This is a genomic window from Pseudomonas sp. GM41(2012), assembly GCF_000282315.2.
Taxonomy (GTDB): Bacteria; Pseudomonadota; Gammaproteobacteria; order Pseudomonadales; family Pseudomonadaceae; genus Aquipseudomonas.
Genome location: NZ_AKJN02000007.1, coordinates 821452 through 834794, shown reverse-complemented (window position 1 = coordinate 834794; position 13343 = coordinate 821452). Strand labels below are relative to the sequence as shown.

At 56.5% G+C, this 13343-nt stretch carries 16 protein-coding genes; 1 reads left to right on the top strand and 15 read right to left on the bottom strand.

Going from position 1 to position 13343, the window contains the following annotated elements; all coding sequences use genetic code 11:
* Position 1: 1 nt before the first annotated feature.
* Entirely contained in the window at positions 2 to 1399 is a 1398-nt protein-coding gene (locus PMI27_RS10725; RefSeq protein ID WP_008145504.1) for an MFS transporter, read from the bottom strand.
* Between the two features lie 191 nt (positions 1400 to 1590).
* Between PMI27_RS10725 and uvrA the strand changes: the two genes are divergently transcribed.
* Complete coding sequence (uvrA, locus tag PMI27_RS10730) at positions 1591 to 4425, top strand: excinuclease ABC subunit UvrA (RefSeq protein WP_008145502.1); 2835 nt, start codon at positions 1591 to 1593, stop codon at positions 4423 to 4425.
* Positions 4426 to 4565: 140 nt separating this feature from the next.
* Here uvrA and bfr read toward each other — a convergent pair whose 3' ends face one another.
* The 14 genes from bfr to rplF form a co-directional block, all read right to left on the bottom strand.
* Entirely contained in the window at positions 4566 to 5030 is a 465-nt protein-coding gene (bfr, locus tag PMI27_RS10735) for a bacterioferritin (RefSeq protein ID WP_007943775.1), read from the bottom strand.
* 149 nt (positions 5031 to 5179) lie between these two features.
* A complete protein-coding gene (locus PMI27_RS10740) occupies positions 5180 to 6634 on the bottom strand; it encodes a catalase (RefSeq protein WP_008145501.1) in 1455 nt (484 codons plus the stop codon).
* Positions 6635 to 6843: 209 nt separating this feature from the next.
* Positions 6844 to 7230 carry a 50S ribosomal protein L17 gene (rplQ, locus tag PMI27_RS10745; RefSeq protein WP_008145500.1) on the bottom strand — a complete coding sequence of 129 codons (387 nt, stop codon included), beginning with the start codon at positions 7228 to 7230 and terminating at the stop codon, positions 6844 to 6846.
* A gap of 42 nt (positions 7231 to 7272) precedes the next feature.
* A complete protein-coding gene (locus PMI27_RS10750; protein WP_003186012.1) occupies positions 7273 to 8274 on the bottom strand; it encodes a DNA-directed RNA polymerase subunit alpha in 1002 nt (333 codons plus the stop codon).
* Between the two features lie 22 nt (positions 8275 to 8296).
* A complete protein-coding gene (gene rpsD, locus PMI27_RS10755; RefSeq protein ID WP_003210056.1) occupies positions 8297 to 8917 on the bottom strand; it encodes a 30S ribosomal protein S4 in 621 nt (206 codons plus the stop codon).
* An 18-nt stretch (positions 8918 to 8935) separates the two neighbouring features.
* A complete protein-coding gene (rpsK, locus tag PMI27_RS10760; RefSeq protein WP_002555466.1) occupies positions 8936 to 9325 on the bottom strand; it encodes a 30S ribosomal protein S11 in 390 nt (129 codons plus the stop codon).
* A gap of 30 nt (positions 9326 to 9355) precedes the next feature.
* Positions 9356 to 9712 carry a 30S ribosomal protein S13 gene (gene rpsM, locus PMI27_RS10765; RefSeq protein WP_003186020.1) on the bottom strand — a complete coding sequence of 119 codons (357 nt, stop codon included), beginning with the start codon at positions 9710 to 9712 and terminating at the stop codon, positions 9356 to 9358.
* A gap of 130 nt (positions 9713 to 9842) precedes the next feature.
* Positions 9843 to 9959 carry a 50S ribosomal protein L36 gene (gene rpmJ / locus PMI27_RS0229590; RefSeq protein ID WP_002555468.1) on the bottom strand — a complete coding sequence of 39 codons (117 nt, stop codon included), beginning with the start codon at positions 9957 to 9959 and terminating at the stop codon, positions 9843 to 9845.
* 27 nt (positions 9960 to 9986) lie between these two features.
* The gene (gene secY / locus PMI27_RS10770; RefSeq protein WP_003228718.1) at positions 9987 to 11315 is read right to left on the bottom strand and encodes a preprotein translocase subunit SecY; all 1329 of its coding nucleotides are present in this window, start codon (positions 11313 to 11315) and stop codon (positions 9987 to 9989) included.
* Positions 11316 to 11753, bottom strand: coding sequence for a 50S ribosomal protein L15 (rplO, locus tag PMI27_RS10775; RefSeq protein ID WP_007896782.1), 438 nt, complete (start codon positions 11751 to 11753; stop codon positions 11316 to 11318).
* A 3-nt stretch (positions 11754 to 11756) separates the two neighbouring features.
* Positions 11757 to 11933, bottom strand: coding sequence for a 50S ribosomal protein L30 (rpmD, locus tag PMI27_RS10780; RefSeq protein ID WP_003186033.1), 177 nt, complete (start codon positions 11931 to 11933; stop codon positions 11757 to 11759).
* Positions 11934 to 11935: 2 nt separating this feature from the next.
* On the bottom strand, positions 11936 to 12436 hold the full coding sequence (rpsE, locus tag PMI27_RS10785) for a 30S ribosomal protein S5 (RefSeq protein WP_007943782.1): 501 nt from the start codon (positions 12434 to 12436) through the stop codon (positions 11936 to 11938).
* Positions 12437 to 12439: 3 nt separating this feature from the next.
* Positions 12440 to 12790, bottom strand: a complete 351-nt coding sequence (gene rplR / locus PMI27_RS10790; protein WP_003186037.1) for a 50S ribosomal protein L18 — start codon at positions 12788 to 12790, stop codon at positions 12440 to 12442.
* Between the two features lie 10 nt (positions 12791 to 12800).
* On the bottom strand, positions 12801 to 13334 hold the full coding sequence (gene rplF / locus PMI27_RS10795) for a 50S ribosomal protein L6 (protein ID WP_007896774.1): 534 nt from the start codon (positions 13332 to 13334) through the stop codon (positions 12801 to 12803).
* Positions 13335 to 13343: the final 9 nt, after the last annotated feature.

The following is a 13343-nucleotide window of genomic DNA, read 5'->3' as shown; positions in this document are numbered from 1 at the left end:
CCTAGGCTACGCACGCTGCCCCGGCCGGGTTGTTCACCAGGCGCTCAAGGGTGGTGCGATCCAATAGTTCTGTGTCCAATTTGATGTAAATCGCTGCTTCATCAGCAACGATCACCGCATCTGTTACCCCTACGACGGCCTTCAGGCGCTCAACCAGACCCGCTTCGCGGATCGCCTCGGGCGACAACGGCAAGCGCAGGCTCGTGACATAAGGTGGTTCGCGCATGGTAACAGCAAAGGCCAGCCAGAGGGCAGCCAGGCCGGCGCATCCAAGGAATACAACCGACAAACCGCCATGCTGGAACAGCCAACCGCCGAGGATGCCACCGAGCGCCGAGCCAAGGAACTGGCTGGTGGAATAAACCCCCATCGCCGTGCCTTTGCCGCCTGCCGGTGAAACCTTGCTGATCAGCGATGGTAGAGAAGCTTCCAGTAAGTTGAACGCAGTAAAGAACACCACCGTTCCGATCACCAGAGCTCGCAAGCTATCGCCGAACTGCCAGAAGAATAGCTCAGTGAGCATCAGCGTCGTGACGGAGCCGAGTAAAACTCGTTTCATTTTGCGTTTCTTCTCGCCGTAGATAATGAACGGGATCATGGCGAAGAAGGAAATCAGCAGCGCGGTCAGGTACACCCACCAATGCTGCTCTTTGGGCAGCCCGGCTTTTTCGACCAGCGCCAACGGCAACGCAACGAAGCTCGACATCAACATCGCGTGCAACACAAAAATGCCCAGGTCCAGACGCAGCAGGTCCGGGTGCTTGAGCGTCGGTATCAGCGCCTGGCGCGCAACACCGGACTCGCGGTGCTGCAACGGCCCGGTCGAGCGCGGCACCATGAACATCACGATCACGATGCCGAACAGCGCCATGCCGCCCGTGGCGAGGAACAATCCGGACAGGCCGAAGGCGCGGGTCAGCAACGGTCCTACAACCATCGCGACAGCGAACGACAGACCGATCGTCATGCCGATCATGGCCATCGCTTTGGTCCGATGCTGTTCACGGGTCAGGTCTGACAGTAACGCCATCACCGCCGCAGAAATCGCCCCGGCGCCTTGCAGGATTCGTCCGGCGATCACGCCCCAGATCGAATCGGCATTGGCCGCCAGCACGCTACCGAGGGCGAAGACGATCAGCCCCAGGTAAATCACCGGACGACGGCCGATGCGGTCGGAAATGAAGCCGAAAGGAATCTGGAAGATCGCCTGGGTCAGGCCGTAAGCGCCAATCGCCAGCCCGATGAGGGCCGGGGTCGCTCCTGCCAGATCCATCCCATAGGTCGCCAGTACCGGCAACACCATGAACATGCCAAGCATACGGAAGGCGAACACCAGGGCCAGACCGCTTGCCGCGCGGGTCTCACTGCCACTCATGCGTTCGCTGTGGGGATCGTGCATGGAAAAACCTCATGTGAACCGGCGGCGATTCTACCAGTCCCATCGATTGACGGGGTATATCGCGACGCTTTGACGCGCTCTGCTGACAGACTCTTCATGTAAGGCTGCAACCCGCTCATTCGATAGTGTGCATCCATCCAGTATTTGGCCGTATACTCCTACGTTTTCGACGCCCGCCGAGCGAGGCCACTTTGGACAAGATCCTGATTCGTGGGGCCCGAACCCACAACCTGAAGAACATCGACCTGACCCTGCCACGGGACAAACTGATCGTCATCACCGGCCTGTCCGGATCCGGCAAATCGTCCCTGGCGTTCGATACGCTGTACGCCGAAGGCCAGCGCCGCTACGTCGAATCGTTGTCGGCGTACGCCCGGCAATTTTTGTCGATGATGGAAAAACCTGACGTCGACACCATCGAAGGATTGTCGCCAGCTATTTCCATCGAGCAGAAGTCGACCTCGCACAACCCGCGTTCGACGGTCGGCACCATCACCGAAATCTACGACTACCTGCGCCTGCTTTATGCTCGCGTGGGTATTCCGCGTTGCCCGGATCACGACATTCCGCTGGAAGCGCAGACCGTCAGCCAAATGGTCGACCTGGTCCTCGCCCAACCGGAGGGCAGCAAACTGATGCTGCTGGCCCCGGTGATCCGCGAGCGTAAAGGCGAACACCTTTCGGTCTTCGAAGAACTGCGCGCCCAGGGCTTTGTGCGAGCCCGGGTCAACGGCAGGCTCTGTGAGCTGGACGAATTGCCGAAGCTGGATAAGCAGAAGAAGCACTCGATCGATGTGGTGGTCGACCGCTTCAAGGTGCGCGCCGACCTGCAACAGCGCCTGGCCGAGTCGTTCGAGACCGCGCTGAAGCTGGCAGACGGCATCGCCCTGGTCGCGCCGATGGACGACGAGCCCGGCGAAGAAATCATCTTCTCCGCGCGCTTCGCCTGCCCGATCTGCGGTCATGCCATCAGCGAGCTGGAACCCAAGCTGTTCTCCTTCAACAACCCGGCTGGCGCTTGCCCGACTTGCGATGGCCTGGGTGTTAAGCAGTTCTTCGACATCAAGCGATTGGTCAATGGCGAACTGACACTGGCCGAGGGCGCGATTCGTGGCTGGGACCGGCGCAACGTCTATTACTTCCAGATGCTCGGCTCGTTGGCTTCGCACTACAAGTTCAGCCTGGAAGTGCCGTTCAACGAACTGCCGGCCGATCAGCAGAAGTTCATCCTGCACGGCAGCGGGTCGCAGAACGTCGACTTCAAATACCTGAACGACCGTGGCGACATCGTCAAACGTTCGCACCCGTTCGAAGGCATCGTGCCGAATCTGGAACGTCGCTACCGCGAAACCGAGTCCGCCTCGGTGCGTGAGGAGCTGGCCAAGTTCCTCAGCACCCAGCATTGCCCCGATTGCCGCGGTACTCGACTGCGGCGCGAGGCGCGGCATGTATGGGTGGGCGAGAAGACGCTGCCAGCGGTGACCAATCTACCGATTGGCGATGCCTGTGAATATTTCGGCGTACTGAAGCTTACTGGCCGTCGCGGTGAAATTGCCGACAAGATTCTCAAGGAAATTCGCGAGCGACTGCAGTTCCTGGTCAACGTTGGCCTGGACTATTTGTCGCTGGATCGCAGTGCCGACACGTTGTCCGGTGGTGAAGCGCAACGTATCCGTCTGGCCAGCCAGATCGGCGCAGGCCTGGTTGGCGTTCTGTACATTCTCGACGAGCCGTCAATTGGTTTGCACCAGCGGGACAACGATCGGCTGCTCGGCACCCTCAAGCACTTGCGGGATATCGGCAACACGGTGATCGTGGTCGAGCACGACGAAGATGCGATTCGCCTGGCTGACTACGTGGTGGATATCGGTCCGGGCGCAGGTGTACACGGCGGACACATTGTCGCTGAAGGTACGCCGGCCGAAGTCATGGCTCATCCAGATTCGCTGACCGGCAAATACCTGTCGGGCCGGGTGAAGATTGCAGTCCCGGCCAAACGCACGCCGCGTAACAAGAAGTTGTCGCTGTCCCTCAAGGGCGCCCGTGGCAACAACTTGCGCGATGTCGATCTGGACATTCCAATCGGCCTGCTGACCTGTGTAACCGGCGTGTCCGGCTCGGGCAAGTCGACGCTGATCAACAACACCCTGTTCCCGCTTAGCGCTACGGCACTGAACGGTGCAACGACGCTCGAAGCGGCCGCTCACGACAGCATCAAAGGTCTGGAGCATCTGGATAAGGTTGTCGACATCGACCAGAGCCCGATCGGTCGAACGCCACGCTCCAACCCGGCGACCTACACCGGGTTGTTCACACCGATTCGCGAACTGTTCGCCGGTGTGCCGGAGTCCCGCTCCCGAGGTTATGGTCCTGGACGCTTCTCCTTCAACGTGAAGGGCGGACGTTGCGAAGCGTGTCAGGGCGATGGCCTGATCAAGGTGGAAATGCACTTCCTGCCGGACATCTATGTCCCATGCGACGTCTGCAAGAGCAAGCGCTACAACCGCGAAACCCTGGAGATCAAGTACAAGGGCAAGAACATTCACGAAACCCTCGAGATGACGATCGAGGAAGCGCGGGTGTTCTTCGATGCGGTTCCGGCCCTGGCGCGCAAGCTTCAGACGCTGATGGATGTCGGCCTGTCGTACATCAAGCTCGGGCAATCAGCGACCACGCTATCGGGTGGTGAAGCCCAGCGGGTGAAGTTGTCCCGTGAACTGTCCAAGCGCGATACCGGCAAGACGCTGTACATCCTCGATGAGCCGACGACCGGCCTGCACTTTGCGGATATTCAGCAACTGCTCGACGTTTTGCATCGATTGCGCGACCACGGCAACACTGTGGTGGTGATCGAACATAACCTTGATGTCATCAAAACAGCTGACTGGTTGGTGGACCTCGGGCCGGAAGGCGGTTCCAAGGGCGGACAGATCATTGCCGTCGGTACGCCGGAAGAAGTGTCAGAGATGAAGCAATCCCACACTGGCTTCTACCTCAAGCCGCTACTGGCTCGCGACAAGGCCTGAATCACGGCCAAGAAAAAGCCCCTGTCACTTTATCGGTGACAGGGGCTTTTTTGTATCTTGCGTCTGTAGGAGCAAAGCTTGCTCGCGATGGCGATTTCGAGGACGCCATCGCCGGCAAGCCGTGCTCCTACAAAGCAGAATCAGGCGTGGGATTGCAGGTAGTTCTCGAGACCGATCAACTTGATCAGACCCATCTGCTTTTCAAGCCAGTAGGTGTGGTCTTCTTCGGTGTCATGCAATTGAACTCGCAGCATCTCGCGGCTGACATAGTCTTTGTGCTGCTCGCAGAGCTTGATGCCCTTGCAAAGCGCGGCGCGGACTTTGTATTCCAGTCGCAGGTCAGCGGCGAGCATGTCCGGCACGGTAGTGCCGACATCAAGGTCGTCCGGACGCATGCGCGGCGTGCCTTCGAGCATCAGAATCCGACGCATCAGGGCATCAGCGTGCCCGGCCTCTTCTTCCATCTCGTGGTTGATACGTTCGTAGAGCTTGGTGAAACCCCAGTCCTCATACATCCGCGAATGGACGAAATATTGATCACGCGCCGCCAGTTCGCCGGTCAGCAACGTGTTGAGGTAATCGATTACGTCTGGGTGGCCTTGCATCGCCCTACATCTCCCTGCTTGAAAGTCTGTAGTTTGAACCAAGCAGACTGTTTGGTCACTCTGCCTGCGCGATAAAAGCGAAGATATTCTGAGAAAAGTGGTTTAAATAACGCAAAAACCGCCCTAATGAGGGCGGTTCTGCTTCTCGTTTAGACTTCGTTAAGCTGTACGCCCAACGCTTTTGCGATTGCTTCTCCATACGCCGGGTCGGCCTTGAAGAAGTGCTGCAGCTGACGATCAATCACGTCACCGGAAACACCCGCCATCGCACCAGCAATGTTGGTGATCAGCAGCGTTTTCTGCGCATCGCTCATCAGACGGAACAGCGCACCCGCGTGGCTGTAGTAGTCAGTATCTTCGCGATGATCGTAACGATCAGCCGCACCACTCAGCACCAGCGCTGGCTCTGCATAACGAGGCGCTTGTTTCGGCGACTCAATGTAGCTGTTCGGCTCGTAGTTAGGTGTCGCACCGCCATTGCTGCCAAACGCCATCGAACCGTCGCGCTGATAGCTGTTCACCGGACTGTGAGGCGCGTTCACCGGCAGCTGCTGGTGGTTAGTGCCAATACGGTAGCGGTGAGCATCTGCGTAAGCGAACACTCGACCTTGCAGCATGCGGTCAGGCGACAAACCGACACCCGGGACCATGTTGCTCGGCCCGAACGCCGCTTGCTCGACCTCAGCAAAATAGTTCTGCGGGTTGCGGTTAAGCTCCAACTCGCCCACTTCGATCAGTGGAAACTCTTTTTGCGACCAGGTCTTAGTCACGTCAAACGGGTTCTCGTAGTGCGCTGCGGCCTGAGCCTCGGTCATGATCTGGATGCACACGCGCCATTTCGGAAAATCACCGCGTTCGATCGCGCCGAACAGATCACGCTGTGCGTAATCCGGATCGGTACCCGCCAGGCGTGCTGCTTCTGCTGGCGCCAGGTTTTTAATCCCTTGCTTGGTCTTGTAGTGCCATTTCACCCAGTGACGTTCGCCATTGGCGTTAATCAGGCTGTAGGTATGGCTGCCGAAGCCGTGCATGTGACGGTAGCCATCGGGGATGCCACGGTCCGAGAACAGAATGGTGACCTGGTGCAACGCCTCAGGTGAGTGCGACCAGAAGTCCCACATCATTTGCGCGCTTTTCAGATTGCTTTGCGGCAGACGTTTCTGGGTATGAATAAAGTCCGGGAATTTCAAAGGATCGCGGATGAAGAACACTGGCGTGTTGTTGCCGACGATGTCCCAGTTGCCTTCTTCGGTGTAGAACTTCAGCGCGAAACCGCGTGGATCGCGCTCGGTGTCGGCCGAACCACGCTCACCGCCAACGGTGGAAAACCGCAGGAAGGTTGGGGTTTGCTTGCCGACAGACTCAAACAGTTTGGCGCTGGTGTACTCGGTGATGTCCCGAGTGACGGTGAACGTACCGTAAGCACCCGAACCTTTGGCGTGTACGCGACGCTCAGGGATGTTTTCACGGTTGAAGTGGGCAAGCTTCTCGATCAGGTGAAAGTCGTCGAGCAGCAGCGGGCCACGAGGGCCGGCGGAACGGGAATTCTGGTTATCAGCGACAGGAGCGCCACTGGCGGTGGTAAGGGTTTTATTTTGGCTCATGCGATGTCTTCCTCTGTCAGTCTTTCCTACTGCCGGCTAATCGGCTGAGAGGGAGTATTGACCATCAACATGACACCATCAAATTCATTAAATTGTGAGAATCGATAGATAAATACTAATAAGGCTTTATCGTCCGGGCGTTTCGATACTTTTCGAGCGCGCACAAAAAACCGGGCACTAGGCCCGGTTCTTCGTTTCAGACTGACGTCTTACTCAGCGGATACAGCTTCACCACCGGCAGGACGATCAACCAACTCGACGTACGCCATAGGCGCGTTGTCGCCAGTGCGGAAACCGCACTTGAGGATGCGCAGGTAGCCACCCTCACGGGTAGCGTAACGCTTGCCCAGGTCGTTGAAGAGCTTACCAACGATAGCTTTCGAACGAGTACGGTCGAAAGCCAGACGGCGGTTAGCCAGGCTGTCTGTCTTGGCCAAAGTGATCAGCGGCTCAGCAACGCGACGCAGTTCTTTAGCTTTCGGCAGTGTAGTTTTGATCAGCTCGTGCTCGAACAGCGACACTGCCATGTTTTGAAACATGGCCTTGCGGTGCGAGCTAGTGCGGCTCAGGTGACGACCACTTTTACGATGACGCATGGTTCATTCCTTACCAAACACAACGTTCGGTGATTACGACGATCAGGCAGTCGCCTTGTCGTCCTTCTTAAGACTTGCAGGCGGCCAGTTGTCGAGGCGCATGCCGAGGGACAGACCGCGGGAGGCCAGAACGTCCTTGATTTCAGTCAAGGATTTCTTGCCAAGGTTCGGAGTCTTCAACAGCTCTACTTCGGTACGCTGAATCAGGTCACCGATGTAGTAGATGTTTTCCGCCTTAAGGCAGTTAGCCGAACGTACAGTCAGTTCCAGATCGTCAACCGGGCGAAGCAGGATCGGATCGATCTCGTCTTCCTGCTCGACAACCACTGGCTCACTGTCACCTTTGAGGTCGACGAACGCAGCCAACTGCTGTTGCAGAATGGTTGCAGCGCGGCGAATAGCCTCTTCAGGATCCAGAGTACCGTTGGTTTCCAGATCAATAACCAGCTTGTCCAGGTTAGTACGCTGTTCGACACGGGCGTTTTCCACCACGTATGCGATACGGCGAACCGGGCTGAACGAAGAGTCAAGCTGCAAGCGACCGATGCTGCGGCTTTCGTCTTCATCGCTCTGACGCGAGTCTGCCGGTTCATAACCACGACCACGAGCTACGGTGAGCTTCATGTTCAGGGCGCCGTTAGACGCCAGGTTAGCGATTACGTGATCGGGGTTAACGATCTCGACATCATGATCCAGCTGAATATCGGCAGCGGTAACCACCCCCGAACCCTTCTTCGACAAGGTCAGCGTAACTTCGTCACGGCCGTGCAGCTTGATAGCCAGACCTTTAAGGTTCAACAGGATTTCAATTACGTCTTCCTGTACACCTTCGATGGCGCTGTACTCATGGAGCACACCGTCAATCTCGGCCTCGACTACTGCGCAGCCGGGCATTGAGGACAACAGGATGCGGCGCAGCGCGTTGCCCAGGGTGTGGCCAAAACCACGCTCGAGAGGCTCGAGAGTGATCTTGGCGCGGGTTGGACTGACAACCTGCACATCAATATGGCGGGGTGTCAGGAACTCATTTACCGAAATCTGCATGGATGCACCTATTTTCTAGCCCTTACTTGGAGTAGAGCTCGACAATCAGGCTTTCGTTGATGTCGGCGGACAGATCACTGCGAGCTGGAACGTTCTTGAAAACGCCCGACTTCTTCTCAGTGTCTACTTCTACCCATTCTACGCGGCCACGTTGGGCACACAGATCGAGAGCTTGGACAATGCGAAGTTGGTTCTTTGCTTTCTCGCGAATCGCAACCACGTCACCAGCACGAACCTGGTACGACGGCACGTTTACGGTCTGACCGTTAACGCTTACGGATTTGTGCGATACCAGCTGACGGGATTCGGCACGAGTAGAGCCAAAACCCATACGGTATACAACGTTGTCCAGACGGCATTCGAGCAGTTGCAACAGGTTTTCGCCAGTTGCACCTTTCTTGCCAGCAGCTTCTTTGTAGTAGCCGCTGAATTGACGCTCGAGAACGCCGTAGATACGACGGACCTTCTGCTTTTCACGCAGTTGGGTGCCGTAATCGGACTGGCGACCGCGGCGTTGGCCGTGGATACCAGGTGCTGCTTCAATGTTGCACTTCGATTCGATCGCGCGCACGCCGCTCTTCAAGAAGAGATCGGTGCCTTCGCGACGAGCGAGTTTGCATTTTGGACCAATGTAACGAGCCATTCTTTACAATCTCCTGGATTACACGCGGCGCTTCTTCGGCGGACGGCACCCGTTGTGCGGGATTGGCGTCACGTCGGTGATGCTGGCGATCTTGTAGCCACAGCCGTTCAAAGCGCGGACTGCAGATTCACGACCTGGGCCTGGACCTTTGACGTTGACGTCGAGGTTTTTCAGGCCGTATTCCAGCGCAGCTTGACCAGCACGTTCAGCAGCTACTTGAGCAGCAAACGGGGTGGACTTGCGGGAACCGCGGAAACCCGAACCACCGGAGGTAGCCCAGGAAAGAGCGTTACCTTGACGGTCGGTGATGGTCACGATTGTGTTGTTAAAAGACGCGTGGATGTGGGCGATGCCATCAACCACTGTCTTTTTGACTTTTTTACGAGGACGAGCAGCAGGTTTAGCCATGATTAATTTCCTGTCGATTCGCTGGGGCGATTACTTGCGGATCGGCTTACGCGGACCTTTACGGGTACGCGCGTTAGTCTTGGTACGCTGACCGCGTACTGGAAGACCACGACGATGACGCAGACCGCGATAGCAACCGAGGTCCATCAAACGCTTGATTTTCATGTTGATTTCGCGACGCAGGTCACCTTCAGTGGTGAACTTCGCCACTTCGCCACGCAGCTGTTCAATCTGCTCGTCGCTCAGATCTTTGATCTTTGCGGCTGGGTTTACCCCAGTCACTGCACAGATCTTCTGTGCAGTAGTGCGACCAACACCATAGATGTAGGTCAGCGAGATAACAGTATGCTTGTTATCTGGAATGTTAACGCCTGCAATACGGGCCATTCAGTGGGACTCCAATTGACAGCTACCTACGCCCCGGAAGCCAAGAAATAGGGCGCGAGATAATATCGCTGTAATAACAAATAATCAACCCGGTAGCGCACTAGCTACCGGGCTTGAAGCACAATCACACTCAGCCTTGGCGCTGTTTGTGACGCGGTTCCGCGCTGCAAATTACTCGAACAACACCTTCGCGGCGAATAATCTTGCAGTTACGGCACAGCTTTTTCACCGATGCACGAACTTTCATCACCAACTCCTCGAACCTTATGGGTACTCAGCGCAACATGCCGCTGCCGTAACCCTTCAGGTTGGCTTTCTTCATCAGGGATTCGTACTGGTGCGAAACGAGGTGCGATTGTACTTGGGACATGAAGTCCATCACAACCACGACGACGATCAGCAACGAGGTCCCGCCAAGGTAGAACGGTACGTTTGCTGCAACCACCAGGAACTGGGGCAGCAAGCACACGGCCGTCATGTAAAGAGCACCGAACATGGTCAAGCGAGTCAGAACGCCATCAATGTAGCGCGCAGACTGCTCACCTGGACGGATGCCCGGAATAAAGGCACCGGACTTCTTCAGGTTTTCCGCTACGTCTTTCGGATTGAACATCAACGCCGTATAGAAGAAGCAGAAGAAAATAATCCCTGCACTAAACAGCAGAATATTCAACGGCTGACCAGGAGCGATCGACTGCGAGATGTCCTGCAACCAGCCCATACCTTCAGACTGGCCGAACCAGGCACCCAACGAAGCCGGGAACAGCAAAATGCTGCTCGCGAAAATGGCCGGAATAACACCGGCCATGTTCACCTTCAGCGGCAAGTGGCTAGTCTGCGCAGCGAAGACCTTGCGGCCCTGCTGACGCTTGGCGTAGTGAACAGCAATACGACGCTGACCACGCTCAATGAACACCACGAAACCGATAATCGCTACTGCCAGCAAACCGATGGCAACCAGGGCGAAGATGTTGATATCACCCTGACGCGCAGACTCGAAAGACTGCCCGATCGCTCTCGGAAGACCGGCGACGATACCCGAAAAAATCAACATCGAGATACCGTTGCCAACACCACGCTCAGTAATCTGCTCACCCAGCCACATCATGAACATCGCACCAGCCACAAAAGTGGATACCGCGACGAAATGGAAGCCAAAGTCACCAGTGAACGCAACGCCCTGCCCCGCCAGACCAATGGACATGCCAATTGCCTGAACGAGAGCGAGAACGACAGTGCCGTAGCGGGTGTACTGGCTGATCTTGCGACGGCCAGCTTCACCTTCCTTCTTCAACTGTTCCAGCTGCGGGCTCACGGCGGTCATCAGCTGCATGATGATCGATGCCGAAATGTACGGCATGATCCCCAGTGCAAAGATGCTCATCCGTTCCAGCGCGCCGCCGGAAAACATGTTGAACAAGCTAAGAATGGTCCCCTCATTCTGTCGAAACAGGTCCGCGAGTCGGTCCGGGTTGATACCTGGAACCGGGATGTGTGCGCCTATTCGGTAGACGATAATCGCCAGGAACAGAAAACGCAGACGAGCCCAGAGTTCAGACATACCGCCTTTGCCGAGCGCAGAGAGAGCACCTTGCTTAGCCATTTATTCCTCGAACTTGCCGCCAGCTGCTTCGATAGCCGCACGCGCACCTTTGGTGGCGCCGATTCCCTTTCCGATGGTGACAGCGCGAGTAACTTCGCCGGACAGCATGATTTTCACACGCTGAACGTTGACGTTGATCACGTTGGCATCTTTCAAGGACTGCACGGTGACGATGTCGCCTTCCACTTTAGCCAGCTCGGACAAACGCACTTCTGCGCGATCCATGGCTTTCAGGGAAACGAAACCGAATTTCGGCAGGCGACGATGCAGCGGCTGTTGACCGCCTTCAAAGCCTGGAGCAATGGTGCCACCGGAGCGGGAGGACTGACCTTTGTGGCCACGGCCACCGGTCTTACCCAAACCACTACCGATACCACGGCCCGGACGATGCTTTTCGCGACGGGAACCCGGCGCTGGACTCAGATCATTGAGTTTCATCGATTAACCCTCGACACGCAGCATGTAGTAAGCCTTGTTGATCATCCCGCGATTCTCGGGAGTATCAAGTACTTCTACAGTGTGACCGATGCGACGCAGACCCAGACCCTTAACGCACAATTTGTGGTTAGGGATGCGGCCGGTCATGCTTTTGATCAGCGTAACTTTTACGGTAGCCATGATCAGAAGATCTCCTTGACGCTTTTGCCACGCTTGGCGGCAATGGATTCAGGAGACTGCATAGCTTTCAAACCTTTGAAAGTGGCGTGAACCACGTTTACCGGGTTAGTCGAGCCGTAGCACTTGGCCAGAACGTTCTGAACGCCAGCAACTTCGAGGACAGCACGCATAGCGCCGCCAGCGATGATACCGGTACCTTCAGAAGCAGGCTGCATGTACACCTTCGAAGCGCCGTGACCGGACTTCATTGCGTACTGCAGCGTGGTGCCGTTCAGATCAACTTGGATCATGTTGCGGCGAGCAGCTTCCATTGCCTTCTGGATCGCAGCAGGCACTTCACGCGACTTGCCACGGCCGAAGCCAACACGCCCTTTACCATCACCAACCACGGTCAACGCGGTGAAAGTGAAGATACGGCCGCCTTTAACGGTTTTGGCTACGCGGTTAACTTGAACCAGCTTCTCGATGTAGCCTTCGTCGCGCTTTTGGTCGTTATTTGACATAACTTAGAACTCCAGCCCAGCTTCACGAGCAGCATCAGCCAGCGCCTTGACGCGGCCGTGGTACTTGAAGCCAGAGCGGTCGAAAGCCACCTGCGAGACGCCAGCGGCTTTAGCACGCGTAGCGACCAGCTGGCCAACCTTAGTGGCCGCGTCGATGTTGCCAGTGGCGCCATCACGCAGTTCTTTATCCAAAGTCGAGGCAGATGCCAGGACTTTGTTGCCGTCGGCCGAAATGACCTGGGCGTAGATGTGCTGCGACGAGCGGAACACGCAGAGACGCACGACTTCAAGTTCGTGCATTTTCAGGCGTGCTTTGCGAGCGCGACGCAGTCGAGTAACTTTTTTGTCGGTCATTTGCTATGCCCTACTTCTTCTTGGCTTCTTTACGACGGACGACTTCGTCCGCGTAGCGCACACCTTTGCCTTTGTACGGCTCTGGTGGACGGAAGTCGCGGATCTCGGCGGCCACTTGACCTACCAGCTGCTTATCGATACCCCGAATCAGGATGTCGGTTTGGCTAGGAGTCTCAGCGGTGATGCCTTCCGGCAGTTCATAATCCACTGGGTGCGAGAAGCCAAGAGCCAGGTTCAGCACTGTGCCTTTTGCTTGCGCTTTGTAACCAACACCGACCAGCTGGAGCTTGCGCTCGAAGCCTTGGCTTACGCCTTGGACCATGTTGTTTACCAACGCACGAGTGGTACCAGCCATTGCGCGAGTTTGTTGATCGCCATTGCGAGCAGCGAAACGCAGCTCACCAGCTTCTTCAACGATCTCAACGGACGAATGGATGTTCAGTTCGAGAGTGCCCTTGGCACCCTTCACCGAAAGCTGTTGGCCTGCGAATTTGACTTCGACACCGGCTGGCAGCTTAACGGGGTTCTTAGCGACGCGTGACATGCTTATCCC

Coding starts and splice junctions, on each gene's coding strand:
- rplQ (WP_008145500.1), bottom strand. CDS start 7,230: ATGCGTCATCGTAAAAGTGGTCGTCACCTGAGCCGCACTAGCTCGCAC.
- PMI27_RS10725 (WP_008145504.1), bottom strand. CDS start 1,399: ATGCACGATCCCCACAGCGAACGCATGAGTGGCAGTGAGACCCGCGCG.
- rpsD (WP_003210056.1), bottom strand. CDS start 8,917: ATGGCTCGTTACATTGGTCCAAAATGCAAACTCGCTCGTCGCGAAGGC.
- rpsK (WP_002555466.1), bottom strand. CDS start 9,325: ATGGCTAAACCTGCTGCTCGTCCTCGTAAAAAAGTCAAAAAGACAGTG.
- rplR (WP_003186037.1), bottom strand. CDS start 12,790: ATGACCGACAAAAAAGTTACTCGACTGCGTCGCGCTCGCAAAGCACGC.
- rpmJ (WP_002555468.1), bottom strand. CDS start 9,959: ATGAAAGTTCGTGCATCGGTGAAAAAGCTGTGCCGTAACTGCAAGATT.
- secY (WP_003228718.1), bottom strand. CDS start 11,315: ATGGCTAAGCAAGGTGCTCTCTCTGCGCTCGGCAAAGGCGGTATGTCT.
- PMI27_RS10750 (WP_003186012.1), bottom strand. CDS start 8,274: ATGCAGATTTCGGTAAATGAGTTCCTGACACCCCGCCATATTGATGTG.
- rplO (WP_007896782.1), bottom strand. CDS start 11,753: ATGAAACTCAATGATCTGAGTCCAGCGCCGGGTTCCCGTCGCGAAAAG.
- rplF (WP_007896774.1), bottom strand. CDS start 13,334: ATGTCACGCGTCGCTAAGAACCCCGTTAAGCTGCCAGCCGGTGTCGAA.
- bfr (WP_007943775.1), bottom strand. CDS start 5,030: ATGCAAGGCCACCCAGACGTAATCGATTACCTCAACACGTTGCTGACC.
- PMI27_RS10740 (WP_008145501.1), bottom strand. CDS start 6,634: ATGAGCCAAAATAAAACCCTTACCACCGCCAGTGGCGCTCCTGTCGCT.
- rpsM (WP_003186020.1), bottom strand. CDS start 9,712: ATGGCCCGTATTGCAGGCGTTAACATTCCAGATAACAAGCATACTGTT.
- rpsE (WP_007943782.1), bottom strand. CDS start 12,436: ATGTCAAATAACGACCAAAAGCGCGACGAAGGCTACATCGAGAAGCTG.
- rpmD (WP_003186033.1), bottom strand. CDS start 11,933: ATGGCTACCGTAAAAGTTACGCTGATCAAAAGCATGACCGGCCGCATC.